The organism is Streptomyces sp. NPDC093586, from assembly GCF_044764905.1.
In the GTDB taxonomy this organism is placed as follows: domain Bacteria; phylum Actinomycetota; class Actinomycetes; order Streptomycetales; family Streptomycetaceae; genus Streptomyces.
Window position 1 is genome coordinate 316,970 of the sequence record NZ_JBIWJA010000002.1, and the last position, 26,286, is coordinate 343,255.

General features: G+C 71.6%; 28 protein-coding genes. 6 read left to right on the forward strand and 22 right to left on the reverse strand.

Annotated elements, in window-relative coordinates:
- The first annotated feature begins 30 nt into the window (after positions 1 to 30).
- The gene (locus ACIRFH_RS03650) at positions 31 to 537 is read left to right on the forward strand and encodes a GNAT family N-acetyltransferase (protein WP_403516895.1); all 507 of its coding nucleotides are present in this window, start codon (positions 31 to 33) and stop codon (positions 535 to 537) included.
- Positions 538 to 561: 24 nt separating this feature from the next.
- Here the strand turns inward: ACIRFH_RS03650 and ACIRFH_RS03655 are convergent, their stop codons facing one another.
- Positions 562 to 1,257, reverse strand: coding sequence for a demethylmenaquinone methyltransferase (locus ACIRFH_RS03655; RefSeq protein ID WP_403516896.1), 696 nt, complete (start codon positions 1,255 to 1,257; stop codon positions 562 to 564).
- Positions 1,258 to 1,692: 435 nt separating this feature from the next.
- On the opposite strand from ACIRFH_RS03655, the gene ACIRFH_RS03660 reads away from it, so the two are divergent.
- Entirely contained in the window at positions 1,693 to 2,718 is a 1,026-nt protein-coding gene (locus ACIRFH_RS03660; RefSeq protein WP_403516897.1) for a chitinase, read from the forward strand.
- A gap of 7 nt (positions 2,719 to 2,725) precedes the next feature.
- Here ACIRFH_RS03660 and ACIRFH_RS03665 read toward each other — a convergent pair whose 3' ends face one another.
- From ACIRFH_RS03665 to ACIRFH_RS03685, 5 genes are all read right to left on the reverse strand, one after another.
- Complete coding sequence (locus ACIRFH_RS03665; protein WP_403516898.1) at positions 2,726 to 3,325, reverse strand: hypothetical protein; 600 nt, start codon at positions 3,323 to 3,325, stop codon at positions 2,726 to 2,728.
- 7 nt (positions 3,326 to 3,332) lie between these two features.
- A complete protein-coding gene (gene mqnC / locus ACIRFH_RS03670) occupies positions 3,333 to 4,532 on the reverse strand; it encodes a cyclic dehypoxanthinyl futalosine synthase (RefSeq protein ID WP_403516899.1) in 1,200 nt (399 codons plus the stop codon).
- A 69-nt stretch (positions 4,533 to 4,601) separates the two neighbouring features.
- Positions 4,602 to 5,459: a prepilin peptidase gene (locus tag ACIRFH_RS03675; RefSeq protein ID WP_403516900.1), complete on the reverse strand. Its 858-nt coding sequence runs from the start codon at positions 5,457 to 5,459 to the stop codon at positions 4,602 to 4,604.
- Between the two features lie 55 nt (positions 5,460 to 5,514).
- On the reverse strand, positions 5,515 to 7,416 hold the full coding sequence (locus ACIRFH_RS03680; protein ID WP_403516901.1) for a protein kinase: 1,902 nt from the start codon (positions 7,414 to 7,416) through the stop codon (positions 5,515 to 5,517).
- 63 nt (positions 7,417 to 7,479) lie between these two features.
- A complete protein-coding gene (locus ACIRFH_RS03685; RefSeq protein ID WP_403516902.1) occupies positions 7,480 to 8,328 on the reverse strand; it encodes a menaquinone biosynthetic enzyme MqnA/MqnD family protein in 849 nt (282 codons plus the stop codon).
- A gap of 287 nt (positions 8,329 to 8,615) precedes the next feature.
- Here ACIRFH_RS03685 and ACIRFH_RS03690 point away from each other — a divergent pair, with 287 nt between their 5' ends.
- Together ACIRFH_RS03690 and ACIRFH_RS03695 are read left to right on the forward strand one after the other, a co-directional pair.
- Positions 8,616 to 8,819 carry a cold-shock protein gene (locus ACIRFH_RS03690; RefSeq protein ID WP_003974443.1) on the forward strand — a complete coding sequence of 68 codons (204 nt, stop codon included), beginning with the start codon at positions 8,616 to 8,618 and terminating at the stop codon, positions 8,817 to 8,819.
- Between the two features lie 172 nt (positions 8,820 to 8,991).
- On the forward strand, positions 8,992 to 9,636 hold the full coding sequence (locus ACIRFH_RS03695; RefSeq protein ID WP_403516903.1) for a class I SAM-dependent DNA methyltransferase: 645 nt from the start codon (positions 8,992 to 8,994) through the stop codon (positions 9,634 to 9,636).
- Between the two features lie 12 nt (positions 9,637 to 9,648).
- On the opposite strand, the gene ACIRFH_RS03700 is transcribed toward ACIRFH_RS03695, so the two are convergent.
- The 11 genes from ACIRFH_RS03700 to ACIRFH_RS03750 form a co-directional block, all read right to left on the reverse strand.
- The gene (locus ACIRFH_RS03700) at positions 9,649 to 11,574 is read right to left on the reverse strand and encodes an AMP-dependent synthetase/ligase (protein WP_403516904.1); all 1,926 of its coding nucleotides are present in this window, start codon (positions 11,572 to 11,574) and stop codon (positions 9,649 to 9,651) included.
- A gap of 466 nt (positions 11,575 to 12,040) precedes the next feature.
- A complete protein-coding gene (locus tag ACIRFH_RS03705; RefSeq protein WP_403516905.1) occupies positions 12,041 to 13,354 on the reverse strand; it encodes a dicarboxylate/amino acid:cation symporter in 1,314 nt (437 codons plus the stop codon).
- A 73-nt stretch (positions 13,355 to 13,427) separates the two neighbouring features.
- On the reverse strand, positions 13,428 to 13,529 hold the full coding sequence (locus tag ACIRFH_RS03710; RefSeq protein ID WP_318213912.1) for a putative leader peptide: 102 nt from the start codon (positions 13,527 to 13,529) through the stop codon (positions 13,428 to 13,430).
- A gap of 139 nt (positions 13,530 to 13,668) precedes the next feature.
- Positions 13,669 to 13,968: a DUF4229 domain-containing protein gene (locus ACIRFH_RS03715; RefSeq protein WP_403516906.1), complete on the reverse strand. Its 300-nt coding sequence runs from the start codon at positions 13,966 to 13,968 to the stop codon at positions 13,669 to 13,671.
- 101 nt (positions 13,969 to 14,069) lie between these two features.
- Positions 14,070 to 14,594, reverse strand: coding sequence for a GNAT family N-acetyltransferase (locus ACIRFH_RS03720; RefSeq protein ID WP_403516907.1), 525 nt, complete (start codon positions 14,592 to 14,594; stop codon positions 14,070 to 14,072).
- Positions 14,595 to 14,636: 42 nt separating this feature from the next.
- Positions 14,637 to 15,287 carry a UdgX family uracil-DNA binding protein gene (locus tag ACIRFH_RS03725; protein WP_403516908.1) on the reverse strand — a complete coding sequence of 217 codons (651 nt, stop codon included), beginning with the start codon at positions 15,285 to 15,287 and terminating at the stop codon, positions 14,637 to 14,639.
- 202 nt (positions 15,288 to 15,489) lie between these two features.
- On the reverse strand, positions 15,490 to 16,653 hold the full coding sequence (gene mqnE / locus ACIRFH_RS03730; RefSeq protein ID WP_403516909.1) for an aminofutalosine synthase MqnE: 1,164 nt from the start codon (positions 16,651 to 16,653) through the stop codon (positions 15,490 to 15,492).
- A 48-nt stretch (positions 16,654 to 16,701) separates the two neighbouring features.
- The gene (locus ACIRFH_RS03735; RefSeq protein ID WP_385472710.1) at positions 16,702 to 17,157 is read right to left on the reverse strand and encodes an Lrp/AsnC family transcriptional regulator; all 456 of its coding nucleotides are present in this window, start codon (positions 17,155 to 17,157) and stop codon (positions 16,702 to 16,704) included.
- Positions 17,158 to 17,274: 117 nt separating this feature from the next.
- Positions 17,275 to 17,958 (reverse strand): UbiX family flavin prenyltransferase, encoded by a 684-nt coding sequence (locus tag ACIRFH_RS03740; RefSeq protein WP_403516910.1) that lies wholly within the window; start codon positions 17,956 to 17,958, stop codon positions 17,275 to 17,277.
- 31 nt (positions 17,959 to 17,989) lie between these two features.
- On the reverse strand, positions 17,990 to 18,937 hold the full coding sequence (gene mqnP, locus ACIRFH_RS03745; RefSeq protein WP_403516911.1) for a menaquinone biosynthesis prenyltransferase MqnP: 948 nt from the start codon (positions 18,935 to 18,937) through the stop codon (positions 17,990 to 17,992).
- A gap of 52 nt (positions 18,938 to 18,989) precedes the next feature.
- Positions 18,990 to 20,447 (reverse strand): menaquinone biosynthesis decarboxylase, encoded by a 1,458-nt coding sequence (locus ACIRFH_RS03750; RefSeq protein WP_403516912.1) that lies wholly within the window; start codon positions 20,445 to 20,447, stop codon positions 18,990 to 18,992.
- Positions 20,448 to 20,535: 88 nt separating this feature from the next.
- On the opposite strand from ACIRFH_RS03750, the gene ACIRFH_RS03755 reads away from it, so the two are divergent.
- Complete coding sequence (locus ACIRFH_RS03755; RefSeq protein ID WP_403516913.1) at positions 20,536 to 20,859, forward strand: PLD nuclease N-terminal domain-containing protein; 324 nt, start codon at positions 20,536 to 20,538, stop codon at positions 20,857 to 20,859.
- 180 nt (positions 20,860 to 21,039) lie between these two features.
- Here ACIRFH_RS03755 and ACIRFH_RS03760 read toward each other — a convergent pair whose 3' ends face one another.
- A complete protein-coding gene (locus ACIRFH_RS03760) occupies positions 21,040 to 21,183 on the reverse strand; it encodes a hypothetical protein (protein ID WP_403516914.1) in 144 nt (47 codons plus the stop codon).
- A gap of 136 nt (positions 21,184 to 21,319) precedes the next feature.
- On the opposite strand from ACIRFH_RS03760, the gene ACIRFH_RS03765 reads away from it, so the two are divergent.
- On the forward strand, positions 21,320 to 21,919 hold the full coding sequence (locus ACIRFH_RS03765) for a TetR/AcrR family transcriptional regulator (protein ID WP_403516915.1): 600 nt from the start codon (positions 21,320 to 21,322) through the stop codon (positions 21,917 to 21,919).
- A 72-nt stretch (positions 21,920 to 21,991) separates the two neighbouring features.
- Here ACIRFH_RS03765 and ccsB read toward each other — a convergent pair whose 3' ends face one another.
- The 4 genes from ccsB to ACIRFH_RS03785 form a co-directional block, all read right to left on the reverse strand.
- Positions 21,992 to 23,041 (reverse strand): c-type cytochrome biogenesis protein CcsB, encoded by a 1,050-nt coding sequence (gene ccsB, locus ACIRFH_RS03770; protein WP_403516959.1) that lies wholly within the window; start codon positions 23,039 to 23,041, stop codon positions 21,992 to 21,994.
- A gap of 92 nt (positions 23,042 to 23,133) precedes the next feature.
- Positions 23,134 to 24,876 (reverse strand): cytochrome c biogenesis protein ResB, encoded by a 1,743-nt coding sequence (locus tag ACIRFH_RS03775; RefSeq protein ID WP_403516916.1) that lies wholly within the window; start codon positions 24,874 to 24,876, stop codon positions 23,134 to 23,136.
- 4 nt (positions 24,877 to 24,880) lie between these two features.
- Positions 24,881 to 25,651 carry a cytochrome c biogenesis CcdA family protein gene (locus ACIRFH_RS03780; RefSeq protein WP_403516917.1) on the reverse strand — a complete coding sequence of 257 codons (771 nt, stop codon included), beginning with the start codon at positions 25,649 to 25,651 and terminating at the stop codon, positions 24,881 to 24,883.
- A 1-nt stretch (position 25,652) separates the two neighbouring features.
- Positions 25,653 to 26,285, reverse strand: a complete 633-nt coding sequence (locus ACIRFH_RS03785; RefSeq protein WP_403516918.1) for a TlpA family protein disulfide reductase — start codon at positions 26,283 to 26,285, stop codon at positions 25,653 to 25,655.
- Between the last annotated feature and the right edge of the window lies 1 nt (position 26,286).

Consider the following 26,286-nt stretch of genomic DNA (forward strand, 5'->3'; position numbering starts at 1 on the left):
TCACCGATCACCCGGCTGAAGGGCTGCCCCGTGAACCGAGCTCTGCCCGTCGTACGGCTGCGCGTCCCCACCGACGAGGACGCCGTCGCCTGGCATCGGGCCTTCGACGACCCGGACGTCATGGAGTTCCACGGCGGCAGGTCCGCGGAACTGTCCGTCTACGAGGAACTGACCGCCCGCCAGCGCCGGCACGACGCCGAGCACGGCTTCTGCCTGTGGACCATGGTGGACGAGTCCGGGCGGGTCATCGGCTTCACCGGCGCGCAGCCGTGGCCGGGCGACTGGGGCCCCCGGGGCGAGATCGAGATCGGCTGGCGGCTCGGGCGGGAGCACTGGGGCAGGGGGTACGTCACGGCGGCCGCGCGCCAGACGCTGGAGCGGGTGCGCTCGGCGGGCGTGGCGGAGGTGGTGGCGATGGTCGACGCCCGCAACAAGCGCTCCATCGCGGTCACGGAGCGGCTGGGCATGCGCCTCGCCGAGGTCTTCACGACCCCGGCGACACAGCGGCAGGGGCACTGCTACCGGCTCCGGCTCTGACCCCGGGGCACGGACGCGTGCCGCTCAGCTCTCCTTGAAGCCCCGGTGCAGCGCCACGACGCCGCCGGTCAGGTTCCGGTACGCCACCTTCGACCAGCCGGCCTTCCGCAGCCGCTGGGCCAGGGCCGCCTGGTCGGGCCAGGCGCGGATGGACTCGGCGAGGTAGACGTAGGCGTCGGGGTTGGACGACACCGCGCGGGCCACCGGCGGCAGGGCGCGCATCAGGTACTCGGTGTACACGGTGCGGAACGGCGCCCAGGTCGGGTGCGAGAACTCGCAGATGACGACCCGGCCACCGGGCCGCGTCACCCGGTACATCTCGCGCAGCGCCGCGTCCGTGTCCTGCACGTTGCGCAGTCCGAAGGAGATGGTGACCGCGTCGAACACGTCGTCGCGGAACGGCAGCCGCGTCGCGTCGCCCGCGGTGAACGGCATCCAGGAGTGCCGCTCCTTGCCCACCCGGAGCATGCCGAGGGAGAAGTCGCAGGGGACGACGTAGGCGCCGGCGCGGGCGAAGGGCTGCGACGAGGTCGCCGTGCCGGCGGCGAGGTCGAGGACCTTCTGCGCGGGCCGGGCGTCGACGGCCCGGGCGACCTCCTTGCGCCACGCCCGGTCCTGGCCGAGCGAGAGCACCGTGTTCGTCAGGTCGTACCGTTCCGCGACGTGGTCGAACATCGAGGCGACTTCGTGCGGCTGCTTGTTCAGGGAAGCGCGGGTCACCCGCCCATTGTCGCAGGGCCGCCTCACGGCACGGACCTCGGCCTCCTCCGCGCGGCGTCGTCCTCCACCCGGCCGAAGAGGACGACGGACACCGCGATCAGGACCCAGCCGACGCAGCGGCCTGGCCCGGCGTCCGGAGTTGTCGACGGACACGGGCCCTTCTGCGGACCCGTTGCCGCGGTGACGGCGGCGACCGTGCGCGAGCCTCTCGCCCGGGGCGGCGCGGCTTACGAAGGCAGGCTCGGAGCGCATTCCCCGGACATTAGGGAACCTTTCCTGCCGCAAACTGGGTCTTCCCTGTGAGTTCACGAGGAAAAGCGGCGCAACCCGTCCGTTCCCTGGGAGACGCCGGGAAACCGCACGCTTTCCTCGGGAAAGGCCCAGCCGCCCGTGGGACATTCACCCGACCGACGAAGAGAACGGGAGCGTACGCACATGAGGGCTTACCGGAAGGCGGTGGCCGGGTGCGCCCTGTTGCTCGCCCTGGCCACCGCCGGCTGCTCCGGGCAGGACGGCACGGCCGACGCGGCCGGTGCGGACGGTGCGGCGCCGTCCGGCTCGGCCGCACCGTCCGCCGCGGCCACGGGCACCTCCTACGCCCCCTATGTCAGCGCCACCACGGCCTCCGCCAACGACGCGGCGGGTTCCCCGGCGGCGTACAACCTGGCGTTCGTGATCGCCTCCGGCGACGACTGCGACCCGCGCTGGAACGGCGTCCAGGAGATCGGCGACGCCTCGGTCGCCTCCCGCGTCGCCGAGCTGAAGGAGTCGGGCGCCGCCGTCCGCGTCTCCTTCGGCGGCTCCTCCGGCAAGGAACTGGCGGCCGCCTGCGACAGCGCCTCCGCGCTGGCCGCGGCGTACGGCGAGGCCCTGGACGCGGCGGGGGCCACGCGGGCGGACTTCGACGTCGAGGGCGACGCGCTGACCGACGCCGGCTCGGTCGCCCTGCGCTCGGAGGCGATCGCGCTGCTCCAGAAGGAGCGGAGCGGCCTGGAGGTCTCCTTCACCCTCCCGGTGATGCCCTCGGGCCTGGACACGCCCTCCCTCGCGCTGCTGGCGTCCGCCAACGACCACGGCGTGAAGGTCTCCACGGTCAACCTCATGGTCATGAACTACGGCGAGTCCTACGGCGGCGACATGGGCGAGTACGCCCTCACCTCCGCCAAGGCCGCCCACACGCAGCTGAGGAAGGTCTTCGGGACGTCGGACGCGGGCGCCTGGCACGGCATGGCGCTCACCTCGATGCCGGGCGTCAACGACGTCGCCGGGGAGACGTTCACGCTCGCGGACGCCGCGGAGGTCCGCGCCTTCGCCGAGGAGAAGGGCATCGCCTGGGTGTCGATGTGGGCGACGTTCCGGGACCGGCCGTGCGGCGACGACTCCTCGTCGGACGACGCGCTGACCGACTGCAGCGGAGTGGACCAGGAGAGCGGCGCGTTCGCGAAGGCGTTCGCGGGATAGCGCGCGCTCAGCGACGCCGGTACACGATCCGGCCCGCGACGACGGTCGCCACGCACGTGGACGCGCCGTCCCGCACGAGCGCGGCCCGGTCGGGTACGTCGAACACCGCGAACCGCGCGGGTCTCCCGGGTGCGAGCCCGGGAAGCAGCACGAGCGGCACCGGTGAGAACGACGCGGGCCCGGGCAGGCCGGCCGGACGCCCCGCCAGGGCGAGCCCCGCTCCCCGCACCGCGTCCAGGGCCGCGCGGCTGCGCAGCTCACCGGCGACGGCGACCGTGCCGTGCGCCAGCATCCGCTGCACCCCGCGCCGGGCACTGGCGCCCCGCGCGGACGGCTGGCCGTCGAGGAGTGCCCGCGCGCGCTCCCCGAAGACCGGCTCGGTACCGAGCCGGTCCGCTTCGCGCGGGTCGGGGTGGTAGGCCTGCTCCAGCAGTTCCGGACCGTAGGGGTTGAGCAGTCCGGGCGTCAGGAGCCCGGGCCACCGGCGCACCCGGGCCCGCGGGTGGTCGGCGGCCAGTGCCTCGTACGGGCCGACGGCGGCGAGATGCGCGCCGTCGACCACGACGGCCGCCTCGGGCGAGGCTTCGGCGACGTGGATCGTCAGCACGGCGGCGTCAGTTGGAAGCGAGCAGCTTCAGCTCGGGGTGGGCCGTGCCGCCCTCGATCGCCGTGGACGAGATGTGGGAGACCACTCGCTCGTCGACGGGGTCGTTCGCCGGGTCGTCGTGCACGACGAGGTGCTCGTACGTCGTGGAGCGCTGCGCCGGGACGCGGCCCGCCTTGCGGATCAGGTCGATGATCTCGAGCCGGTTGGAGCGGTGCTTGGCGCCGGCCGACGAGACCACGTTCTCCTCCAGCATGATCGAGCCGAGGTCGTCGGCGCCGTAGTGCAGGGAGAGCTGGCCGACCTCCTTGCCGGTGGTCAGCCACGAGCCCTGGATGTGGGCGACGTTGTCGAGGAAGATCCGGGCGATGGCGATCATCCGCAGGTACTCGAAGAGCGTGGCCTGCGTGCGGCCCTTCAGGTGGTTGTTCTCGGGCTGGTAGGTGTACGGGATGAAGGCGCGGAAGCCGCCGGTGCGGTCCTGCACGTCCCGGATCATCCGCAGGTGCTCGATGCGCTCGGCGTTGGTCTCGCCGGTGCCCATCAGCATGGTGGACGTCGACTCGACGCCCAGTCCGTGCGCGATCTCCATGATCTCCAGCCAGCGCTCGCCGGACTCCTTCAGCGGCGCGATGGCCTTGCGCGGACGCTCCGGGAGCAGCTCGGCGCCGGCGCCGGCGAAGGAGTCGAGCCCGGCCGCGTGGATCCGGGTGATGGCCTCCTCGACCGACACCCCGGAGATCCGGGCCATGTGCTCGACCTCGCTCGCCCCCAGGCTGTGGATGACGAGTTCGGGGAACTCCTTCTTGATGGCGGCGAAGTGCTTCTCGTAGTACTCGACGCCGTAGTCCGGGTGGTGGCCGCCCTGGAACATGATCTGCGTGCCGCCCAGTTCGACGGTCTCCGCGCAGCGGCGCAGGATGTCGTCGAGGTCGCGGCTCCAGCCCTTCTTCGTGTCCTTGGGGGCCGCGTAGAAGGCGCAGAACTTGCACGCCGTGACGCACACGTTCGTGTAGTTGATGTTGCGCTCGATGATGTACGTCGCGATGTGCTCGGTGCCCGCGTACCGGCGCCTGCGGACGGCGTCGGCGGCGGCGCCGAGCGCGTGCAGGGGGGCGTCGCGGTAGAGGACGAGGGCCTCTTCGGGGGTGATCCGCCCACCGGCGGCGGCACGGTCGAGGATGGGCTGAAGGTCGGCCTTCTCGGTCACCGGCGTCCCTTTCGTAAGGGTTGTGGACGGACGCGACCAGCGTACGCCAGGCCCTTTCCCCGGCCGCGCTCAGGCCGCGTACGCGCCCGCGAGGACGCCGAGGAAGGCGCCCGCGAGCAGGAACGGGCCGAAGGCGATGGCCGTCCGGCGCCCGGCCCGGCCCGCGACGACGAGCGCGCCCCCGTACACCGCCCCGAGCAGGAACCCGGCGAAGGTGCCCAGCATCAGCGTCGGCCAGCCGTACCAGCCGAGGACGGCACCGGCGCCCAGGGCGAGTTTGACGTCCCCGAAGGCCATGCCGGCGGGGTTGACGAGGAACAGCGCGAAGTAGCCGGCGCCGAGCGCGAGGGCGCCCAGCAGGGCGGTGCTCCACTCCCCGGCGTGCTCGGGCAGGAGCGCGGTGACGCCGAGCAGGGCGAGCGCGGTGCCCGCCAGCGGGAGGGTCAGGGGGTCGGGCAGCCGCCGTACCCGCAGGTCGACGACCGCCAGCAGCACGCCGGCCGGCGCGAGCAGCAGCCAGACGGCCAGCTCGGGCCGGGTCCCGGTGGCGGCGGCGAGGGCGGCGCAGACCAGGGCGGTGACGACGGCCGGCACGGCGGCGCCGGGACCGTACGACGCCGGGGCGGGCCGTCCGTCCGCGACCGCGTCGGATCCGTCCGCGACCGCACGCGGCCCTCCCGGCACCGCGCGGGGCCGGGCCGCCGCCGCACCCGGCTCTCGCGGCTCCGCAGGGGATGCGCACCGTGCGCACCGCGCCGGACCGAGCCACCCCCGCAGGGGATGAGCGGCCGGGCACGCGTCGTGCCACGCCTCACCGGAGGGGGCGGAGAACCGGTAGGCCGCCCGCGGCAGCAGCGCGCCCGTCACCGCGCCCCAGAGCACGGCGACGAGGAGGACCAGCACATCGACCACATCGACGCTCAGCACGCGCACACCCTAGGGGGCTCCGCCCCGCGGCCGGTGCCTTTCCCGCCGACCCGGCCTACCCGACCTTCGACAGCCGTGCCTCGGGCCTGCCCGACGCGGCGCTCTCGGAGGCGTAGTCCAGGTCGTCGCCGACGGGCGTGAAGCGGACGGTCGTGGGCGACTGGTTGCAGCCGCTGTGGTTGTCCTCGGCACCGACGGACGCGGCGACGATCTGTTCGTCCGTCACCTGTTTCAGCGTCAGGACGTCGACGCAGACGCCGCCCAGCTGGTCGGTCTGGCGCAACCGCCCCAGCTCCTGGCCGACGCCGGCCTTCTCGATGGTGACGCGGAAGGTGCCCGCCGGGAGCGTGCCGCCGAGGGCGGTGCCCTGGCCCTCCCAGGTGCCGAGGTAGGCGGCGGGGACGGTGCCCGCACCGGACGGTGCGGGGGTTTCGCCGTCCGCACCGCCCGAGCCGCCGGCGCCGGGGTCGCTGCTCCGGTCGCCGCTCGGAGCGGACGGCGACCGGGCGTCGCGGTCGGCGCCGCCGCCGGCGGCGTCCCGGCGCTCGCCCGGCAGCAGGTCGAGCAGGAACACCGAGCCGACCGTCACCGCGGCCAGCGCCCCCGCCACGGCGAGGGCCACCGTGCAGCTGAGCCTGCGCCCGCGTCCGTCACCGCCCCGCGTCGAGGCCGCCGCCATGTGCACGGACAGCTTCCCGGGCCCCCGCCCACCGTCCCGCGGCCCGGGCACCGCACCGGGGGACGCGGAACCATCCGCGGGCGCCCCGGGAAACGCGGGTGCCTCGGGAGCCACGGAGTGCGCGGGAGACACGGGGTGCGCGAGAGACACGGAGTGCACGGGAGACACGGAGTGCACGGGAGACACGGAGTGCGCGGGAGGCGCGGAAGCCCCGGTGGGCGCGGAAGCCCCGGTGGGCGCGGGAATCCCCGGCATCACCGGCGGCGGCCCGAAGGCTCCGACGGTGGGCGCGGGAACCCCCTCCCCGCCTGCCGTCTCCGCCCCCGCCGTCACCGACGGCCGGCTGAAGCCCACCGGCCCCGACCCCGGCGCGTCCTCCCCCGCCGCCTCCAGGTTGAGCAGCTGTACGGCGCTCCGGCTGACCTGTTCCACCAGCGCCCCCGGCAGCCAGCCGCCCGCGACCAGCCGGGCGGCGCCGTCCGGGGCGAGCCGCCGGGCCACCTCGCCGGGGGCGGGACGGGCGGCGGGGTCCTTGGCCAGGCACCGGCGGACCAGTTCCCGCACCTCGCCGTCCAGGGTGCCGAGCTCCGGCTCCTCGTGGACGACCTTGTAGAGCAGCGCGGCCGAGGAGTCCCCGGGGAAGGGCGGCGCGCCGGTCGCCGCGAAGGCGAGGACCGCGCCGAGGGAGAAGACGTCGGCGGCGCCGGTGACGCCCTTGCCGAGGATCTGCTCGGGCGACATGTAGCCGGGCGAGCCGATCGAGACGCCCGTCGAGGTCAGGGAGGCGGTGCCGTCCGTGGCCCGGGCGATGCCGAAGTCGATCAGCAGGGGGCCGTCGAGGGTGAGCAGGACGTTGGACGGCTTCACGTCCCGGTGTACCAGGCCCAGCTCGTGCACCGCGGCCAGCGCCTCACCGAGGCCCGCGCCCAGCGCCCGCACGGAGTGGGCGGGCAGCGGGCCGCCGTCCGCGACCGCCGCCGCCAGGGACGGTCCGGCCGCGTACGCGGTGGCGACCCAGGGCACGCGCGCGTCGGGGTCGGCGTCGAGCACGGGCGCCGTCCAGGCGCCGCCCACCCGGCGGGCGGCCTCCACCTCACGGCGGAACCGGGCCCGGAACTCCTCGTCCAGCGCGAAGTGCGGGTGCACGATCTTCACGGCGACCGTCCGGCCGCCGGCGCTGCGGCCCAGGTAGACCCTGCCCATGCCGCCGGAGCCCAGCCGGCCGAGCAGCCGGTAGGGCCCCACGACGGTGGGTTCGTCGACATCGAGCGGCCGCATCGGCCCACCCCTCCCCCGTACGCCGGAACCTGCCAGCAGCGTAGTGGGCCGACGGCGCGACGCTCAGGGTTCGAGCAGCTCCACCTTCACGTCCGCCGGGAAACCCGTCGTCGGGCCGACCCGGCGGGCGAACTCCGCGACCGCCTTCAGCTGCGGGGCGCCGAAGCGGAAGTCCAGGGTCGTGAAGTACCGCGCGAGGGTCTCCTCGTCGAAGGCCTCCCAGCGGGCCGCCTGCTCGGCGACCTTGTCGACCTCCTCCAGGGAGAGGTTGCGGGAGGCGAGGAAGGCCTCGTGCACCTTGCGGGCGATGACCGGCTCGCGCTCCACGTAGTCGCGCCGGGCCGCCCAGACCGCGAAGACGAACGGCAGGCCCGTCCACTCCTTCCACAGCGCGCCCAGGTCGTGCACCTCGAGACCGAGGCGCGGCCCGTCGATCATGTTGGCGCGCAGCGCGGCGTCACCGATGAGGACGGCCGCGTCGGCCTCCTGCATCATCACGCTCAGGTCCGGCGGGCAGGTGTAGTAGTCGGGCCGGACGCCGAAGCGCTCGGCCAGCAGCAGCTGGGCGAGCCGGACCGAGGTGCGCGAGGTCGACCCGAGGGCGACGCGGGCGCCGTCCAGCCTGTCCAGCGGGACCTGCGAGACGATCACGCAGGACATCACCGGGCCGTCGCAGCCGACGGCGATGTCGGGGAAGGCGACCAGTTCGTCGGCGTTCTTGAGGAACTCGACCAGGGTGACCGGTCCGATGTCGAGGTCGCCCTGCACCAGCTGCTCGCTGAGCTTCTCCGGGGTGTCCTTCGTCAGCTCGAAATCGAGGAGTGTTCCCGTTCTCGCGAGCCCCCAGTACAGAGGCATGCAGTTCAGGAACTGGATGTGGCCGACGCGCGGCCGGGTGCGAGAATTGTCCACATCGCGAGGCTAGCCCTCCCCCGACGGACGCCCGGAGCCGCCCCCGGTGTCGGCCGAATGACACGTGCGTTCAAACATTCGGGTGACGTGATCTTGGCCTCTGTTGCGCTCGGGGGCCTGCGTGCTAGGCTCACAGCAAGTTGCAGTTTGGTTTCCCTTGCAGTACAGAGCCTGCGGAGCATGTGACCGCGGGCTCTCGTCATTCTCAGACATATGCAGTTGTGCGGATCGGTCTTCACACTTGCTGGTTCTGGAGCAGGGCAACCCTTTGAGCCCAAGGAGGGCTTATGGCTACCGGAACCGTGAAGTGGTTCAACGCCGAAAAGGGCTTTGGTTTCATCGCCCAGGAAGGCGGCGGCCCGGACGTCTTCGTCCACTACTCCGCGATCAACGCTCAGGGATTCCGTTCCCTCGAGGAGAACCAGCAGGTGTCCTTCGACGTCACGCAGGGCCCGAAGGGTCCGCAGGCGGAGAATGTCACTCCTGTCTGATCGACAGCAGTACCCAAGGAGCCCCGCGCCGTTTCGGTGACGGGGCTCCTGCCCTTTCCGGCATCCTCGTGAATTCCCGGTGAATTCCGACGGCCGCGGACGGCCGCGGATGGCTGCGGATGGCTCCGAGCACCTCTGGATGACTGTCGGTGGCAGCCCCTAGGGTCCCGACATGACCCACGACACCGGCTTCCTGGACACCACCCGGACCTTCTACGACACCATCGCCGAGGACTACGCCGACCACTTCCGCTCCATCGGCGCCGGCACCGCGCTGGACCGGGCGCTGATGGGCGCCTTCGCCGAGCTGGTGGGACCGGAGGGACAGGTGGCCGACCTCGGCTGCGGGCCCGGCCGGGTCACCGCCCACCTCGCCTCGCTCGGCCTGCGGGTCTTCGGCCTCGACCTCTCCGCCGCCATGCTCGCGATCGCGCGCCGCGAGAACCCGGGCCTGCGCTTCGAGCAGGGCTCCATGCTGGACCTGGACCTGCCCGACGGCGCCCTCGCGGGCGCGGTCTCCTGGTACTCGTCGATCCACACGCCCTGGGACCGGCTGCCGGACCTCTTCGGCGAGGTGCGGCGCGTACTGGCCCCGGGCGGGCACTTCCTCCTCGCCTTCCAGGTCGGTGACGAGCCGAGCCGCCTCGACCGCCCCTTCGGCCACGAGGTCGCCCTGGCCTTCGAACGGCGGCGGCCGGAGCCGATGGCCGGACTGCTGGAGCGGGCCGGCTTCACCGTGCTGTCGCGGACGGTGCGCGTGCAGGAGGAGGACACCTCCGCGAAGATCCCGCAGGCGTGCCTGATCGCCCGCCGCTGAGCCGGCTCTCCCCTACTCCTCGTACAGCCCCTCCACCGCCTCCGCGAAGTCCCGCACGATCACGTCGCGGCGGAGCTTCATCGAGGGGGTCAGGTGGCCCTCCCACTCGGTGAAGTCCCTGGGCAGAACGGCGAAGCGGCGGATGGACTCCGGGCGGGAGACGAGCTTGTTCGCCTCGTCGACCGCCCGCTGGAGCACCGCCCGCAGCTCCTCGTCGTCGGTCAGCAGCTCCGGCGGCACCGGGTGCTTGCCGTTCATGCGGCGCCAGTGGGTGAGGCCGTCGGGGTCGAGGGTGAACAGGGCGGAGACGTAGGGGCGGCGGTCGCCGAGGACGATGCACTGGGAGATCAGGGGATGGGCGCGCAGCCAGTTCTCCAGCGGGGCCGGGGCCACGCTCTTGCCGCCGGCCGTGATCAGCAGCTCCTTCTTGCGGCCGGTGATCGTCAGGTAGCCCTCGTCGTCCAGGCTGCCGAGGTCGCCGGTGGGGAACCAGCCGTCGGGGGCGGCCGGGACGACGCCGCCCGCCTGGGGGTCCCAGTAGCCGTGCAGCACCTGGTCGCCGGCGACCAGGATCTCGCCGTCGGCGGCGATCCGGATCCGGGTGCCGGGCAGCGGCCAGCCCACCGTGCCCAGGCGCGGCTTCAGCGGGGGCGTCACCGTCGCCGCGGCCGTCGTCTCGGTGAGCCCGTAGCCCTCGTAGATCTCGATGCCGGCGCCGGCGTAGAAGGCGGCCAGGCGGCGGCCGAGCGGGGAGCCGCCGCAGATGACGTGCCGGACCCGGCCGCCCATGGCGTGACGGATCTTGCGGTAGACGAGAGGGTCGTAGAAGGAGCGGGCGGTCTTCAGGGCGCGGTTCGGGCCGCCGCCCGAGCCGGTCTGGCGGGCCTCCACGGCCTCGCCGTAGCGCACCGCCACCGAGACCGCGCGGTCGAAGACCGCGGCCCGCCCGCCCGACTCGGCCTTGGCGCGCGCACCGTTGAAGACCTTCTCCAGCATGTACGGGATGGTCAGCAGGCAGGTCGGCCGGAAGGCGGCCAGGACCGGCAGCAGGTCCTGCGGCTTCAGGCTCGGCGCGTGCCCGAGGCGGACCCGCGCGCGGACGCAGGCCACGGCGACCATCCGGCCGAAGACGTGGGACATGGGGAGGAAGAGCAGGACCGACGGTTCCTCCGACTCCGCCTTGAAGACGGGGTGGAGCAGCTCGATCGCGTTGTCGACCTCGGCGAAGAAGTTGCCGTGGGTCAGGACGCAGCCCTTGGGGCGGCCGGTGGTGCCCGAGGTGTAGATGACGGTGGCGAGCGTGCTCGGGCTCAGCATGCCCCGGCGTACGTCCACCTCCGCGTCCGGCACCCGCGCGCCCAGCTCGGCCAGCTGCTCCACGTGTCCCTTCTCCATGACCCACAGGTGCCTCAGGTCGGGGAGGCGGTCCAGCTCGGGACCGAGGGCCGCCGCCTGCGCGGCCGTCTCGGTGACCAGGGTGACCGCGCCGGAGTCCTGGAGGATCCAGCGGAGCTGGAAGAGGGAGGAGGTCGGGTAGACCGGGACGGTGACGAGGCCCGCGGCCCACGCGGCGAAGTCCAGCAGTGTCCACTCGTACGTCGTCCGGGCCATGATCGCTATCCGGTCGCCCGGCCTCAGGCCCTCGGAGATCATCCCCTTGGCCACCGCGAGCACCTGCCCGGCGAACTCGGCCGCCGTCACGTCGCTCCAGTGCCCGTCCCCGGACCGGCGGCTGAGGACCACCGCGCCGGGGACGGCGACCGCGTTCTCGAAGGGCAGGTCGGCGAGGGAGCCGCGCCGCACCGGCGGCGCGAGGGGCGGTACGTACGCCTCCCGCACGGCCCCGTCCAGGTGCCGCGTCTCGGGTGCCACCAGGGTGGGACCGGGCGAGTCGGCGAAGGCGGCGGAGGGGGCGAAGGAGGGAAGCGGGGTGGTCACGGGCGGCTCCTGGAACGTGCAGCGGCGACACTGCTCAGCTGCATGACGTACGTGCCTCGCACACCGAGGCGTTCACCACCGGGGCCGGTGGGCGAGGCCCTGCCGGGGTGTTACCGGCGGTCAGGGTGAGGATCGTACGGGGCTCGCGTGGGGAGTCGGTGCGGGTTCGGGAATGGTCCGGCGCCGGGGTTGTGCAGCCTCGGGGGTTACCTGCGGGTAGGTCGCGTTCGTCCCGACGACATCGACTTACCCTGGGTAACCTTACGTCAGGGCAAGCCCCGCTCGGAAACCGTTCGTGGGGCCGGGAGCCGCCCGGCCCTGCCCGGCGGCCTGGGCCACCGCTTCGGTCCGGCCCCCTCCAGCGGGCACCGGGGCCGGTCCGCCGTCAGTACGCACACGACAGGGTGCCCGGACGTCAGCACGTCCGGGCACCCTGTCATGGCCAAGCGGTCGAGCGGCGAGGCGGTCAGGCCGCGACCGGGACGGGCTCCGCGTCCTGCTTCTCCCGCTCCGGCTCCTCCAGCGGCGAGCTGTGCGCCTCGTCGTACGCCTTGCGGTCGAGCAGGCCCTCGCGGGCGGCGACGATGACCGGGACGAGGGCCTGGCCGGCGACGTTGGTCGCGGTGCGCATCATGTCCAGGATCGGGTCGATCGCGAGGAGGAGGCCGACGCCCTCCATGGGCAGGCCCAGCGTGGACAGGGTCAGCGTCAGCATGACCGTGGCGCCGGTGAGACCGGCCGTGGCGGCGGAGCCGACCACCGAGACGAAGGCGATCAGCAGGTAGTCGCCGACGCCGAGGTGGATGTCGAAGATCTGCGCGACGAAGATCGCGGCGATCGCCGGGTAGATCGCGGCGCAGCCGTCCATCTTGGTCGTCGCGCCGAACGGCACGGCGAAGGACGCGTACTCCTTCGGCACGCCGAGGCGCTCGGTGACCTTCTGGGTCAGCGGCATGGTGCCGACCGAGGACCGGGAGACGAAGGCCAGCTGGATGGCGGGCCAGGCGCCCTTGAAGAACTGGAGCGGGCTGGCCTTGGCGACGGTGGCGAGCAGCACCGGGTAGACCACGAACAGGACGATCGCGCAGCCGACGTAGATGTCGGCGGTGAAGGTCGCGTACTTGCCGATCAGGTCCCAGCCGTAGGTGGCGATGGCGCGGCCGATGAGGCCGACGGTGCCCAGCGGGGCCAGGCGGATGACCCACCACAGGGCCTTCTGGAGGAGTTCGAGGACGGACTCGCTCAGGTTCAGGATCGGCTGGGCCTTCTCGCCGAGCTGGAGGGCGGCGATACCGGCGACGGCGGCCATGAAGACGATCTGGAGCACGTTCAGCTCGGTGAACGGCGTGATGACGTCGGTGGGCACGATGCCGGTCAGGAAGTCGAGCCAGGAGCCGGTGTGCTCGGGCTTGGCGCCGTCGGCCGGGGTGAGGCCGGTGCCCGCGCCGGGGTTGGTGACCAGGCCGATGGCGAGGCCGATGGCCACCGCGATCAGTGACGTGATCATGAACCAGAGGAGGGTGCGGGACGCCAGGCGTGCCGCGTTGTTGACCTTCCGCAGGTTGGTGATCGAGACCAGGATCGCGAAGAAGACGAGCGGGGCGACGGCCAGCTTCAGCAGGCCGACGAAGATGCCGCCGATCTTGTCCAGGGTGGTGACCAGCCAGGAGACGTCCTGACTGCGGGCCAGCCAGCCCAGCAGGGCGCCGAGGACGAGGCCGGCGATTATCTGGGCCCAGAAGGGCACCTTGAAGGACTTCGTGGGAGAAGACACGGACATGCTCCGTAGGGGGACGGGACGCGGGGACGGACGCGCAGTGCTGACGCGGGGAACAGCGGGACGAGAAGGGACGTCAGGGGCGACAGTTCGCGGACGCGCACCGACAGAGGTCCACGTGCAGGCGCGCCACGAGCCCGAGGCTCGGCGGCGTGGCGGGCGCGGCTGCTGGCTTCATGCGTATGACTTTAACACTTACGCTTTGAGACCCCCAAAGCCTCGCTTTGAGAGGCTGGGGACGACTCCTGCCCGTAAAACGCACAGCGCCCCGGTTTCCTGTGATTCGGAAACCGGGGCGCGCGAACGCGTGACGGGAGCTACGAGGTCTGGCCCTGCACGCGGGCGGCCTCGTCGGCGAGGTCCTCCTGGCTGCGGCTGGCCTCCAGGTTGGCCTTCATGCGGTCCACCCGCTGCACGACCTGCACGGAGGCGCGGTCCCGCTCCCCGCGCAGCACCACGAAACTGATGGGGGCCGAGAGCAGCAGGGACAGCAGGACGATCCACATGCCGTTGGAGTCGCCGAGGCCGCGCGGGAACACGCCGGCGTAGACGAGGCCCCAGACGGCCACGAGGCAGCCCACGAAGATCCCGAGGCGCATCAGCGTGTAGCGGAGCATCTCAATCCACTCTTCCGTTTGGTGGAGGCCAGAACGTACCCAAATAGGCAATGTCCAGTGAAGCACGCCGGGGCCCGCGCGCCACAGCCGGGGTGCCGCGCTCAGGCCAGTGGCAGCAGCATCGTGATGTCGTCCCGGTCGTCACCCGGCGCCACGCGGATCGCGCCGGGCACCCGGCCGACCTCCTTGTAACCGCAGGACGCGTAGAACCGCTCCCGACCGCCACCGCCCCGGCAGGTGAGCCGGATCGCCTCGATGCCGTCGCAGGTGCGGGCCGCGTCGGCGGCGGCGGCCATCAGGTCCCGGCCATACCCGCGGCCCTGGTGGCGCGGGTGGACCATCACCGTGTAGAGCCACAGCCAGTGGGTCATCAGCCGGTGCGTGTTGAGGGCGAGGAACGCGGTGGCGGCCACCCGCCCCTCCTCGTCGTGTCCGACGAGGAGCCGGGTGCGGCCCTCCGCCATGGCCACCATGTGCTTGACCAGATCGGGGCGGATGTCCTCCCGCGTCACCGGCGGCACGAAGCCGACGGCGCCGTCGGCGTTGGACACGTCGGTCCACAGGCCGAGGACGCCGTCGCGCAGTTCGGGGGTCAGGGCGGGGTCGAGCGTGAAAGTAAGGGGCACGGGAATATATTAACCATTACCAGCCCGCTCTCGGGAAGAGATTCACGACAACACCCGCGCCGCCACCTCCAGGTCGGAGACCAGTCCCCGGTAGGCGCCCTCCCGGTCGTCCGCCCGCAGCACCGCCGACGGGTGCACCGTCGGCACCAACGTCTCGGTCCGCCCGTGGATCTCCTCCTCCAGGACGGTGCCGCGCACCTGCGTGACCCGGAACGACGAGCCGAGCAGCGCCTTCCCGGCGGTGGCACCGAGCACCACGATCAGCTCGGGTTCCACCACGGCCAGTTCCGCGGCCAGCCACGGCCCGCACGCCGTCGACTCGCGTACGGTGGGCGACTTGTGGACACGGCGCTTGCGCGGCTCGGCCTGCGTGAACTTGAAGTGCTTGACGGCGTTGGTGACGTACGCGTCCGCCGGGTCGATGCCCGCTTCCGCCAGGGCCCGGCCGAGGAGTTCGCCGGCGGGGCCGACGAAGGGCCTGCCCTGGCGGTCCTCCTGGTCACCGGGCTGCTCGCCGACGAGCATGACGCGCGCGTCCGCCGTGCCGGCGCCGAACACGGTCTGCGTGGCGTCCCGGTGCAGGGGGCAGCCGCGGCAGCCGGCGGCGGCCTTCCGCAGGGCGGCGAGGCCGCCGCGGTCCGGAACGAAGGGCTGCGCGGTGTAGTCGTCCTCGGGTGACTTGGTGACGGCCATGCGGTGCGGGTACCCGCCGTGGGCGGTTCGGACCCGGTGCCGGGCGCGGGGGTGCGGGTGGCTGCTCGCGCCCACGCGGCGGAGCCGCATATCGATACAGCCCCGCGCCTCTTTCAGGGGCGTCCGGTGAACGTGCCCCGAAGGGGCGCGGGGAACTGCGCGAACATCCCCACGCACCCGCACCCGGAGAACGGCCGGGGATTCAGACCCGCATCGCCTGCGGCGTATCGCGACGCGCCGGGTCGGGGCCCTCGTACTCGCGGATGATCTCGTACCGCGTGTTCCGCTCCACCGGGCGGAATCCGGCGTCGCGGATCAGGTCGAGCAGGTCCTCGCGGGTCAGCTTGTTCGGCGTGCCGTAGTCGTCCGCGTCGTGCGTGATCTTGTACTCGACGACCGACCCGTCCATGTCGTCGGCGCCGTGCTGGAGCGCGAGCTGCGCCGTCCGGACGCCGTGCATGACCCAGAAGACCTTGACGTGCGGGACGTTGTCGAACAGCAGCCGCGACACCGCGAAGGTCTTCAGCGCCTCCGCGCCGGTCGCCATCTGCGTCCGCCCCTGGAGCCGGTTGCGGATCTTCCCGTCCTTCATGTCCACGAAGTCGTGCTGGTAGCGCAGCGGGATGAAGACCTGGAAGCCGTTCGTCTCGTCCTGCAGCTCACGCAGCCGCAGCACGTGGTCCACACGGTGACGGGGCTCCTCGATGTGGCCGTAGAGCATGGTGCACGGGGTCTTGAGCCCCTTCTCGTGCGCCAGGCGGTGGATGCGCGACCAGTCCTCCCAGTGGGTGCGGTGGTCGACGATGTGCTGCCGCACCTCCCAGTCGAAGATCTCGGCGCCGCCGCCGGTCAGGGACTCCAGACCGGCGTCGATCAGCTCGTCGAGGATGTCGGAGGCGGACATCCCGGAGATCGTCTCGAAGTGGTGGATCTCGGTGGCGGTGAACGCCTTGAGCGACACGTTCGGCAGCGCGGCCTTCAGTTCGCGCAGCGAGCGCGGGTAGTAGCGCCACGGCAGGTTCGGGTGCAGGCCGTTGACGATGTGCAGCTCGGTGAGGTTCTCGCCCTCCATCGCCTTGGCGAGCTTCACCGCCTCCTCGATGCGCATCGTGTAGGCGTCCTTCTCCCCCGGCTTGCGCTGGAAGGAGCAGTAGGCGCAGGACGCCGTGCACACGTTGGTCATGTTGAGGTGGCGGTTGACGTTGAAGTGGACGACGTCGCCGTTCTTCCGCGTCCGCACCTCGTGCGCGAGGCCACCGAGCCAGGCGAGGTCGTCCGACTCGTACAGCGCGATGCCGTCCTCGCGGGTCAGGCGGACGCCCGCCCGCACCTTCTCCTCCAGCTCGCGCTTGAGCCCGGCGTCCATGCGATACCTCTTTCTCCGACAGACTCCGTAAACCGTACGCCCCGCCCGCTACACCTCTTCGGGCAGCTCGCCCACCCGGTTCTCCCACTTGGTGGAGAGCACGATGGTGGTACGGGTCCGCGATACGCCCTTCGTGCCGGACAGCCGGCGGATGATGCTCTCCAGGCCGTCCACGTCGGCCGCGCGCACCTTGAGCATGTACGAGTCGTCGCCGGCGATGAACCAGCAGTCCTCGATCTCCCGCAGGTCCCGCAGCCGCTGCGCGACGTCCTCGTGGTCGGCGGCGTCGGAGAGCGAGACGCCGATCAGGGCGGTGACGCCGAGGCCGAGCGACGCGGAGTCGACGGTGGCCCGGTAGCCGGTGATGACACCGGCCGCCTCCAGCCGGTTGATGCGGTCGGTGACACTGGGTCCCGACAGTCCGACGAGGCGTCCCAGCTCCGCGTAGGAGGCCCGGCCGTTCTCCCTCAGGGCCTGGATGAGCTGCCTGTCCACCGCGTCCATGCGATCGAAGCCTTCCACTGAAGAGGTCTGAAGATACGTGTGGGGGGAGATGGTGCTCGTGGGGTGTGCTTGTGAGGTGTGCTTGTGAGGTGTGCTCGTGGGGGGGGGTGTTCGTGCTCAGCCGGCGGGGCGCGCCCCTCCGCCGAGCTCGCCGCGCCAGCGGCGGTACAGGCCGTGCTCGACGCCCGCCGCGTCCAGGACGCGTCCGGCGACGAAGTCCACCAGGTCCTGGATGTGCGTCGCCCCCGCGTAGAAGGCCGGGGAGGCGGGCACCACGCTCGCGCCCGCGTCGTCCAGGGTCACCAGGTGCCGCAGCGTCCGGCCGTCCAGCGGGGTCTCCCGTACGGCCACGACCAGTGTGCGCCCCTCCTTCAGGGTCACGCTCGCCGCCCGCTGCAGCAGGTCCTTCGACAGCCCCAGCGCGACCCCGGCCACGCAGGCCGTGGAGGCGGGCACGATCAGCATGCCCTTGGCGGGGTACGACCCCGAGGACGGCCCGGCCGCGAGGTCGCCCGCGCTCCAGTGCCGTACCCGGTCGCCGTCGAGGTCGACGTCGAAGGCGTCCGGCTTGCCGTCGGCTCCGCGGGCCAGCCACTCGCGCAGGTCCTGCTGCCAGTGGGCGTCGCGGAAGGAGATGCCGGTCTCGTCGAGCAGGGTGAGCCGCGAGGCCCGGCTGACCACCAGGTCGACGCTCTCGCCGGCCGCGAGCAGCGCCCGCAGCACGGACGCCGCGTACGGCGTACCGGACGCCCCCGACACCCCCACGATCCAAGGCGCGCGCTGCGTCTGTCCTGGCTTCATGATGTCGAGCCTAGCCGCAGGCCCCGGGTATTCAGACGGTGAGGCCCCGAACCAGCAGATCCAGCAGCGCGCACACGAACAGGGCGATGCCGATGAAGCCGTTGACGCTGAAGAACGCCCGGTTCAGGCGGGTCAGGTCGTGCGGCCGCACGATCGTGTGCTCGTAGACGAAGGCGCCCGCGACGATCAGCAGGCCGAGCCAGAAGAAGGCGCCGGCGTCGGTGGCGACGGCGTACCAGGCGAACAGGGCCGTGGTGACGGTGTGGCAGGCACGGGCGCCCCAGATGGCCGCGGGAATGCCGAAGCGGGCCGGGACGGACTTCACGCCGACCTGCCGGTCGGTCTCGACGTCCTGGCAGGCGTAGATCAGGTCGAAGCCGCCGATCCAGATGCCGACGGCGAGGCCGAGGATCACGGCGTCCCAGGACCAGCTGCCGCTGATCGCCAGCCAGCCGCCGACCGGGCCCATGGCCTGCGCGAGCCCGAGGATGGCCTGCGGGAAGTTCGTGAACCGCTTGCCGTAGGGGTACACCACCATCGGGATCACCGCGACGGGCGCGAGGGCCAGGCAGAGCGGGTTGAGCAGGGCCGCCGCGCCGAGGAAGACGACGAGGGCGACGAGCGCGCCGGTCCAGGCGTGCTTGACCGACATCGCGCCGGTGACCAGCTCGCGGTGGGCGGTGCGCGGGTTACGGGCGTCGATCTCGCGGTCGATGATCCGGTTGACGGCCATCGCGAAGGTGCGCAGGCCGACCATGGCGACGGTGACCAGGAGCAGCCGGCCCCAGTGGATGTTCTCGTCCCACTCGTACATCGCGGTGAGGGAGGCGATGTAGGCGAAGGGCAGCGCGAAGACCGAGTGCTCGATCATCACCAGGCGCAGGAACGCCTTGGTACGCCCCGGCTGCGGCATCGCGGCGGCGGAGGCGCTCACAGGCCGTACTCCGTCCAACGGCGCTCGACCGGGCCACCCCCGCATCGGCGGGGAAGCCCCGCCGATGCGATGCCGCGCTCCCTCATGACCTTGGCTGTCACAGACCGTATTCCTTCCAGCGTCGCGTCACCCGTTCGGATGTCTCCGGGTCGGACAGCACCATGTCCGGCCAGCCCCCGTCGCGCGTGTACCCCTCCTCGGGCAGCTTCTTCGTCGCGTCGATGCCCGCCTTGCCTCCCCAGAACTGCTGGTAGGAGGCGTGGTCGAGGTGGTCGACCGGGCCCTCGACGACCGTGAGGTCGCGGGCGTAGTCGGTGTTGCCGAGCGCGCGCCAGGCGACCTCGTGCAGGTCGTGGACGTCGCAGTCGGCGTCGACGACGACGATCAGCTTGGTCAGGGACATCATGTGCGCGCCCCAGATGGCGTGCATCACCTTCTGGGCGTGTTTGGGGTACTTCTTGTCGATCGACACGATCGCACAGTTGTGGAAGCCGCCCGCCTCCGGGAGGTGGTAGTCCACGATGTCCGGGACGATGATCTTGAGGAGCGGGAGGAAGAACCGCTCCGTCGCCCGCCCCAGCGGGCCGTCCTCCGTCGGGGGCCTGCCGACCACGATCGACTGGAGCAGCGGGCGCCTGCGCATCGTCACGCAGTCGATCGTCAGGGCCGGGAAGGGCTCCTGGGGCGTGTAGAAGCCGGTGTGGTCGCCGAAGGGGCCCTCGGGCAGCATCTCGCCGGGCTCCAGCCAGCCCTCCAGCACCACCTCGGCGTTGGCCGGGACCTGGAGCGGCACGGTCTTGCAGTCGACCATCTCGATCCGCTTGCCCTGCACGAAGCCGGCGAAGAGGTACTCGTCGATGTCGCCGGGCAGCGGCGCGGTGGAGGCGTAGGTGACGGCGGGCGGGCAGCCGAAGGCGATGGCGACGGGCAGGCGCTCGCCGCGCCGGGCCGCCACCTGGTAGTGGTTGCGGCTGTCCTTGTGGATCTGCCAGTGCATGCCGATGGTGCGCTTGTCGTGGCGCTGGAGCCGGTAGAGGCCCAGGTTGCGGATGCCCGTCTCCGGGTCCTTGGTGTGGGTGAGGCCCAGGTTGAAGAAGGAGCCGCCGTCCTTCGGCCACGTGAAGAGGGCGGGCAGCCGCTCCAGGTCCACGTCGTCGCCGCGCAGGACGACCTCCTGCACGGGCGCGCTGTCGGACTTCACCTTCTTCGGCGGCACGTGCGCCATCGCGCCGAGCTTGCCGAACGCCTCGCGCATCCCGACGAAGCCCTGCGGCAGCTCGGGCTTCAGCAGCCCGCCGATCTTGTCGGAGATGTCGCTGTACGCCTTCAGGCCGAGGGCCTTGAGCAGGCGCCGGTCGGTGCCGAAGACGTTCATCGCGAGGGGCATGTCGGAGCCCTTCACGTTCTCGAAGAGCAGGGCGGGGCCGCCGGCCTTGTTCACCCGGTCGACGATCTCCCCGACCTCCAGGTACGGATCCACCTCGGCCTTGATGCGCTTGAGGTCGCCCTCGCGCTCCAGCGCCCTGAGCAGGGAGCGAAGATCGTCGTAAGCCATGGGGTCCAGTATCCCCGAGCGGCTACGCTGGCCCTGAACCTGGGGGCCGTGACGCGTCCCCGCCCACCGCTTCCGCTGGAGAGGCCCCATGCTCCGGGTGCTGATGTTCCTCGTGCCACTGGCGTTGAGCGTCTACGCGTTCATCGACTGCATCAGCACGAAGGACGACGACATCCGCCACATGCCCAAGCCGTTGTGGGCGATCCTCGTGCTGCTGTTCCCGCTGGTCGGGTCGATCTCCTGGATCATCGCGGGCAAGAAGCGGCACCCGGCCGGCGCAGCGCCCTGGGGCGGCGGCGCTCAGCGGCGGTGGGTGGCCCCGGACGACAACCCCGACTTCCTGAAGTCCCTCGGCGAGGAGAAGCACAGGGACCCGGACGGGGACAAGGACGAGGATCCGAAGAGGGACTGAACCGGCGATCGGGGCCGGGCCCCCGCTCGCCCTCCGCCCTCCGCCCTCCGCTCACCCGTCCGCCTGTCTGTCCGGGCCCGTTGCCGTACATTCCCCTCGTACGTACGGTCACGGGCCCGAACGGTCCTCCAGTGTGGACCACCACGGCCCCGAATTGGAAGTTCCTTCTAGAAACTCGCTTCAGACCCGTGTGTGGGAACCCAGCCCGATCAGGCAGTACACGTACTCGTCGATCGCCGTTCCGTTGAGCGACAGGGCGAGCAGCACGGCCGCGTCGGCGGCCGCCGACGCCCCCGCCCGAGTGCGCATCTCTGATCCAGACATGCGCACAGTGTGCGGCGACGGACAGGGAACTGGAGTAGTTTTCTAGAAAGCCACTCTAGAACTCCGCCGGAAACGGTACAGGAGGAACAGTGCTTTACGCTGACCGTCACGGTCCCCGGCGAAGAACGGTCGTCCCATGAGCCCCAAGCAACAACGCGGTGAGGCCACCGTCGAGCTGCTCCTGGACGCCGCGCTGCGGGTGTACGGCGAAGCGGGCGAGCAGGGGCTGACCGTCAGCGCCGTGACCAAGGCCAGCGGTGTGAGCCTCGGCAGCCTCTACCACCACTTCGGCAGCATCGACGGCCTCGTCGGCGCGCTGCTGATGCGGTGGCTGGAGCGGCTGCTGGGCGAGATGGTCACCGCGCTGGAACGTTCACGCACCGCCCGGACCGGCATCCGCGCCCTCGTGCACACCTACTTCTCCTTCATCCGGGAGCACCCGGAGGCGGGCCGGCTCCTGCACTCCTCCCACGCCGACCGCCTCGGCATGGCCCAGGCCAAGCAGCTCCGTGACGCCCAGGAGGCCAGGCTGACACCACTGGCGGGCTGGGCCCGGCGGTACGTCGACAAGGGCGAGCTCGCGCCCCTTTCCCCGCCGCTGATCGAGTCCCTGGTCCTGGGCCCGGTCGTCGGCGCGTCCCGCCGCTGGCTGACCCTCGGCGACATCGACCTGGACGAGGCCGCCCGCGACCTGCCGGAGCGCATCTGGCGGTCGGTGAGCGCGGAGGCGGGGTGAACGGCGAAGGCCGGTTCCCGTGACCCGGTCGGGGTCACGGGAACCGGCCTCGCGGCGCTCGGTGCTTCCGGGTCAGAAGCCGGCGGACTGGAGCGCGCCCAGGCCGACGTCGGCGTAGGAGTGCTTGCCGGAGACGAAGATGTTCACGCCGTAGTAGTTGAACAGCCAGCAGGCGAACGCGGCCAGGGCCAGGTAGGCGGCCTTGCGGCCCTTCCAGCCGGCCGTCGCGCGGGCGTGCAGGTAGCAGGCGTAGGCGACCCAGGTGATGAAGGACCAGACCTCCTTGGGGTCCCAGCCCCAGTAGCGGCCCCAGGCGTCGCCCGCCCAGATGGCGCCCGCGATGATCGTGAACGTCCACAGCGGAAAGACGGCGGCGTTGACCCGGTAGGCGAACTTGTCGAGGGAGGCGGCGGCGGGCATCCGGTCCAGGACCGAGTTGGCGAAGCGGCCGGGGGTGCCGCCGGTGGCGAGCTTGTTCTCGTACGAGTCCTTGAAGAGGTACAGGATCGTGGCGACCGCGCCGACGTAGAAGACCGCGCCGCAGAAGATCGCCGTCGAGACGTGGATGTACAGCCAGTACGAGTGCAGGGCCGGGACCAGCTGGTCGCTCGCGGTGTACAGGACGGTGACGGCGAGGCCGAGGTCGAGCAGGACCGTGGTGGACAGGAACAGGCCGAGCCAGCGGACGTTCTTCCGCAGAGCGAGCAGCAGGAGGTACACACCGACGACCACCGTGGTGAGCGTGATGTTGAACTCGTACATGTTGCCCCACGGCGCCCGCTTCACCGACAGGGCCCGCGTGAGCACGCCACCGGCCTCGATGGCGAAGGCGAGCACGGTGAGCGAGACGGCGATCCGCCCGTAGAGGTCGCCCTTCTCGGTGCCACCGTGGGCGCCCGGCCCGTCGGGTACGTCACGGGAGCCGGCCGCGGCGCGCACGGTGACCTTCGGCCGCTCCAGCACGGCGGTGCCGCCGGCCTTGTTCACGGTGACGGCGGGTGCGGCCTTCGCCTTCTCCGCCGTGGCCGCGGTGAGCGCGGCGGCCGTACGGCCGACCTTGCTGCGGCTGCCGAAGAGCCACTCGGCGATGTGGGCGAAGAAGGCCAGGGTGTAGACGGCCATCGCGGAGTAGATCAGCGTGTTGCTGAGGTTCGCGAGATGCTCGTTGGTGGCGGCGGCCAACTCCGTTGCGGCCTCTGTTGCGGCGGCGAGAGTCACTTCTCAGCCCCTTCGGCAGGTACGACTCGGGGATCGGGGGTTTCGGGATCGGCGTCGGCGTCGGGTGCGCCGGGCGCCCGCTCGTACAGGACCCCGGCCAGCTCGCCGAGCTCCTCGGGCAGCTTCGTGGACTCGCTGCGGCCCAGGCCCGCCATCTCGACGACCGTGACGCCGTCGGCGCCCTTGACGGCCCGCACCCACACGCGGCGGCGCTGGATGAACAGGGAGCCGGCGAGACCGAGGATGGCGACGACGGCGCCGGCGAGCGCCCAGCCGCTGGCGGGCTGCCGGGTGACCTGGAAGTTGGCCCACTCCTTGACGCCGTCGAAGGTCACCGTCCCGGCGCCGTTCGGCAGGGTCATGGTCTCGCCGATGGCGAGCCGCCGTGCGAACGGGTTGCCCTCGGAGTCCTTGAACTGCTTCAGCTTGCGGGTGTCCAGCTGGTACACGCTCTTCGGCGTGCCCGCGTCCACGCCCAGGTCGCCGTGGTAGGCGTTCAGGGCGAGCCTCGGATTGATCAGCGCCGGGAACTGGGAGAACATCGTCCCCTGCCCCTCCCCGGCGAAGGTCGGCACGAACACGGCCGAGAAACCGAGCTGCTCCCTCACGCCCTGGGCGTTGCGGTAGCCGTCCCGGATCATGACGGCGCCGGAGGAGGTGACGTTGGCGTCCTGCGGCAGCAGCGCCGTCGCCTCGCGGTCCATGACGACGTTGCCCTTGGCGTCCTTGACGGTGAGGACGGGCGCGTAGCCGTGGGCGGTGAGGTAGACCTTCGAGCCGTCGATCTCCAGCGGCTTGTTCACCTTGATGGTGGTCGGCCTGTCCTTGCCGTAGGCGCCCTCGCTGTAGGTGACCTCGGCCTCGTAGGTGCGGGGGGTGCCGCGGTTGGGGCCGGTCACCTCGTAGGTGCCGTGGAAGTCCTTCAGGGTGAAGCTGAAGGGGGTCAGGTCGTGGTCCGGGTCGAAGAGGTTGCCGGACTTGAAGTCGTCGTACTGGGTGAGGGTGTTGGAGAAGCCGTCGCCCTCCAGGATCAGTTTGTTGCCCTCGTACTTGAACAGCTGGCCCCAGGCGAAGGCGATCAGCATCACGATCAGCGCGATGTGGAAGGCGAGGTTGCCGGCCTCGCGCAGGTAGCCCTTCTCGGCGGCGACGGCGTCACCGACGGTGTGGGCGCGGAAGCGGCGCTTCCTCAGCAGTGCCAGCGCGGCCTCGCGGACCTGCTCGGGCTCCGCCTCGGTGCGCCAGGTGGTGTGGGCGGGCAGCCGGGTCAGGCGCCGAGGGGCGCCGGGCGGCCGGCCGCGCAGCTGGCCGACGAACTGCCAGGTGCGCGGGACGATGCAGCCGATGAGGGAGACGAACAGCAGGATGTAGATCGCGGAGAACCACACCGAGCTGTAGACGTGGAAGAGGCCGAGCTTGTCGTAGAGCGGCGCGAGGACGTCGTGCCGGGCGCGGAAGTCGACGACCTTCGTGGCGTCGATGCCCTCCTGCGGGATCAGCGACCCGGGGATCGCGCCCAGCGACAGCAGCAGGAGCAGCAGCAGCGCCACCCGCATCGACGTGAGCTGCCGCCAGAACCAGCGCACCCAGCCGAGCACCCCGAGGGCGGGGAGGGTGGGCGCGTCCTCCCGGGGAGCGGTGGAGAGCTGGGAGCCGGCGGCGCCCAGGTCCTCCTCACGGGCCGTCGCGGGCTCCTCGGCGGGGGTCTTGTCCGACCCGGTCTTCGAAGTCGTGCTCATCGAGTCAGATCCCTACAGTGAAGCCGTTGGACCAGGTCTGCATGTCCTGCACGATGCGGTCCCACGCGCCGGTCAGCAGGAGCAGGCCGGTCGCGATCATCATGATTCCGCCGATGCGCATCACCCACACATAGTGGCGCTTGATCCAGCCGAAGGCGCCGAGCGCCTTGCGGAAGGCGACCGCGGCGAGCACGAAGGGGATGCCGAGACCGAGGCAGTAGGCGACGGTCAGGACGGCGCCGCGGCCGGCGGTGCCCTGGTCGGCGGAGAGGGCCAGCACGGAGGCGAGCGTCGGGCCGATGCAGGGGGTCCAGCCGATGCCGAACAGGGCGCCGAGCACCGGGGCGCCGATCAGGCCGCTCACGGGCCTGCGGTGGAAGCGGAACTCGCGCTGGGTGAGCCAGGGCATCAGGCCCATGAAGAAGACGCCCATGAGGATCATGAAGACGCCCAGCACCTTGGTCAGGACGCCCTGGCTCTCCTGGAGGGTCTGGCCGAAGTAGCCGAACAGAGCGCCGCTGGAGACGAAGACGGCGGTGAAGCCGAGGACGAAGAGGGAGGCGCCGGCGACCATGCGGCCGCGCCGGGCCTCGCCGAGGTCGGTGCCGGTGACCCCGGTCACGTAGGAGAGATAGCCGGGGACGAGCGGCAGGACGCAGGGCGAGAAGAACGAGACGAGGCCGCCGAGGAGGGCGATGGGCAGGGCGACCAGCAGGGCGCCGTTGAGCACCGTGCCGTTGCTGCCCTCCACGGCGAGCGTGGACAGTGCGCTCACGTCACTTCTCCGCCAGGACGGGGTCGAGCATCTTGCGCAGCTTCTCCTCGCTGAGCGCCTGGAGGGTGCGCGCGGCGACCTTGCCGTCCCGGTCGATGATCAGCGTGGACGGGATGGCCTGCGGGTTGAGGGTGCCCTTCTCGAAGCGGAGCATCAGCTTGCCGGCCGGGTCGTACAGACTCGGGTAGCTGACGCCGAACTCCTTCTCGAAGGCGCGGGCCGGACCGGTGGAGGTGTCGCGGGTGTTGATGCCGACGAACTGGACGCCCTTGTCCTTGACGTCCCGGTAGACCTTCTCGAAGTTCTTGGCCTCGGCCCGGCAGGGCGGGCACCAGGAGCCCCACACGTTGAGGACGACGACCTTGCCCTCGTGGTCGGCGAGGGAGAACCGCCCGCCGTCGACGGTCTCGCCGGAGAGGTCCGGGGCGTCCGCCCGCTCACCCTTCTCGACGGTGGAGATGCCGTCCGAGCCGGTGACGAAGCCGGTCTGGCCACCGCCGCCGGAGGTCCCTCCCGAGCTGCACGCGGACACGAGCAGAGCGGCCACGGCCGCACCGGTGGTCAGGGCGGCGCGACGGCGGACGCGGACGGCGGTGCGGTTCGAGCGCAGGGGGGCGCGGCTGGCGGCACTCATG

What these genes read in the sequence shown, in the direction of transcription:
- ACIRFH_RS03705 (WP_403516905.1), bottom strand. Translation starts at nt 13,354, where the DNA reads ATGTCCGTGTCTTCTCCCACGAAGTCCTTCAAGGTGCCCTTCTGGGCC.
- ACIRFH_RS03785 (WP_403516918.1), bottom strand. Translation starts at nt 26,285, where the DNA reads ATGAGTGCCGCCAGCCGCGCCCCCCTGCGCTCGAACCGCACCGCCGTC.
- ACIRFH_RS03715 (WP_403516906.1), bottom strand. Translation starts at nt 13,968, where the DNA reads ATGCTCCGCTACACGCTGATGCGCCTCGGGATCTTCGTGGGCTGCCTC.
- ACIRFH_RS03775 (WP_403516916.1), bottom strand. Translation starts at nt 24,876, where the DNA reads ATGAGCACGACTTCGAAGACCGGGTCGGACAAGACCCCCGCCGAGGAG.
- mqnE (WP_403516909.1), bottom strand. Translation starts at nt 16,653, where the DNA reads ATGGACGCCGGGCTCAAGCGCGAGCTGGAGGAGAAGGTGCGGGCGGGC.
- ACIRFH_RS03765 (WP_403516915.1), top strand. Translation starts at nt 21,320, where the DNA reads ATGAGCCCCAAGCAACAACGCGGTGAGGCCACCGTCGAGCTGCTCCTG.
- ACIRFH_RS03660 (WP_403516897.1), top strand. Translation starts at nt 1,693, where the DNA reads ATGAGGGCTTACCGGAAGGCGGTGGCCGGGTGCGCCCTGTTGCTCGCC.
- ACIRFH_RS03740 (WP_403516910.1), bottom strand. Translation starts at nt 17,958, where the DNA reads ATGAAGCCAGGACAGACGCAGCGCGCGCCTTGGATCGTGGGGGTGTCG.
- ACIRFH_RS03710 (WP_318213912.1), bottom strand. Translation starts at nt 13,529, where the DNA reads ATGAAGCCAGCAGCCGCGCCCGCCACGCCGCCGAGCCTCGGGCTCGTG.
- ACIRFH_RS03690 (WP_003974443.1), top strand. Translation starts at nt 8,616, where the DNA reads ATGGCTACCGGAACCGTGAAGTGGTTCAACGCCGAAAAGGGCTTTGGT.
- mqnP (WP_403516911.1), bottom strand. Translation starts at nt 18,937, where the DNA reads ATGCGGGGGTGGCCCGGTCGAGCGCCGTTGGACGGAGTACGGCCTGTG.
- ACIRFH_RS03755 (WP_403516913.1), top strand. Translation starts at nt 20,536, where the DNA reads ATGCTCCGGGTGCTGATGTTCCTCGTGCCACTGGCGTTGAGCGTCTAC.
- ACIRFH_RS03750 (WP_403516912.1), bottom strand. Translation starts at nt 20,447, where the DNA reads ATGGCTTACGACGATCTTCGCTCCCTGCTCAGGGCGCTGGAGCGCGAG.
- ACIRFH_RS03735 (WP_385472710.1), bottom strand. Translation starts at nt 17,157, where the DNA reads ATGGACGCGGTGGACAGGCAGCTCATCCAGGCCCTGAGGGAGAACGGC.
- ACIRFH_RS03680 (WP_403516901.1), bottom strand. Translation starts at nt 7,416, where the DNA reads ATGCGGCCGCTCGATGTCGACGAACCCACCGTCGTGGGGCCCTACCGG.
- ACIRFH_RS03725 (WP_403516908.1), bottom strand. Translation starts at nt 15,287, where the DNA reads ATGGCCGTCACCAAGTCACCCGAGGACGACTACACCGCGCAGCCCTTC.
- ACIRFH_RS03760 (WP_403516914.1), bottom strand. Translation starts at nt 21,183, where the DNA reads ATGTCTGGATCAGAGATGCGCACTCGGGCGGGGGCGTCGGCGGCCGCC.
- ccsB (WP_403516959.1), bottom strand. Translation starts at nt 23,041, where the DNA reads ATGGCCGTCTACACCCTGGCCTTCTTCGCCCACATCGCCGAGTGGCTC.
- ACIRFH_RS03695 (WP_403516903.1), top strand. Translation starts at nt 8,992, where the DNA reads ATGACCCACGACACCGGCTTCCTGGACACCACCCGGACCTTCTACGAC.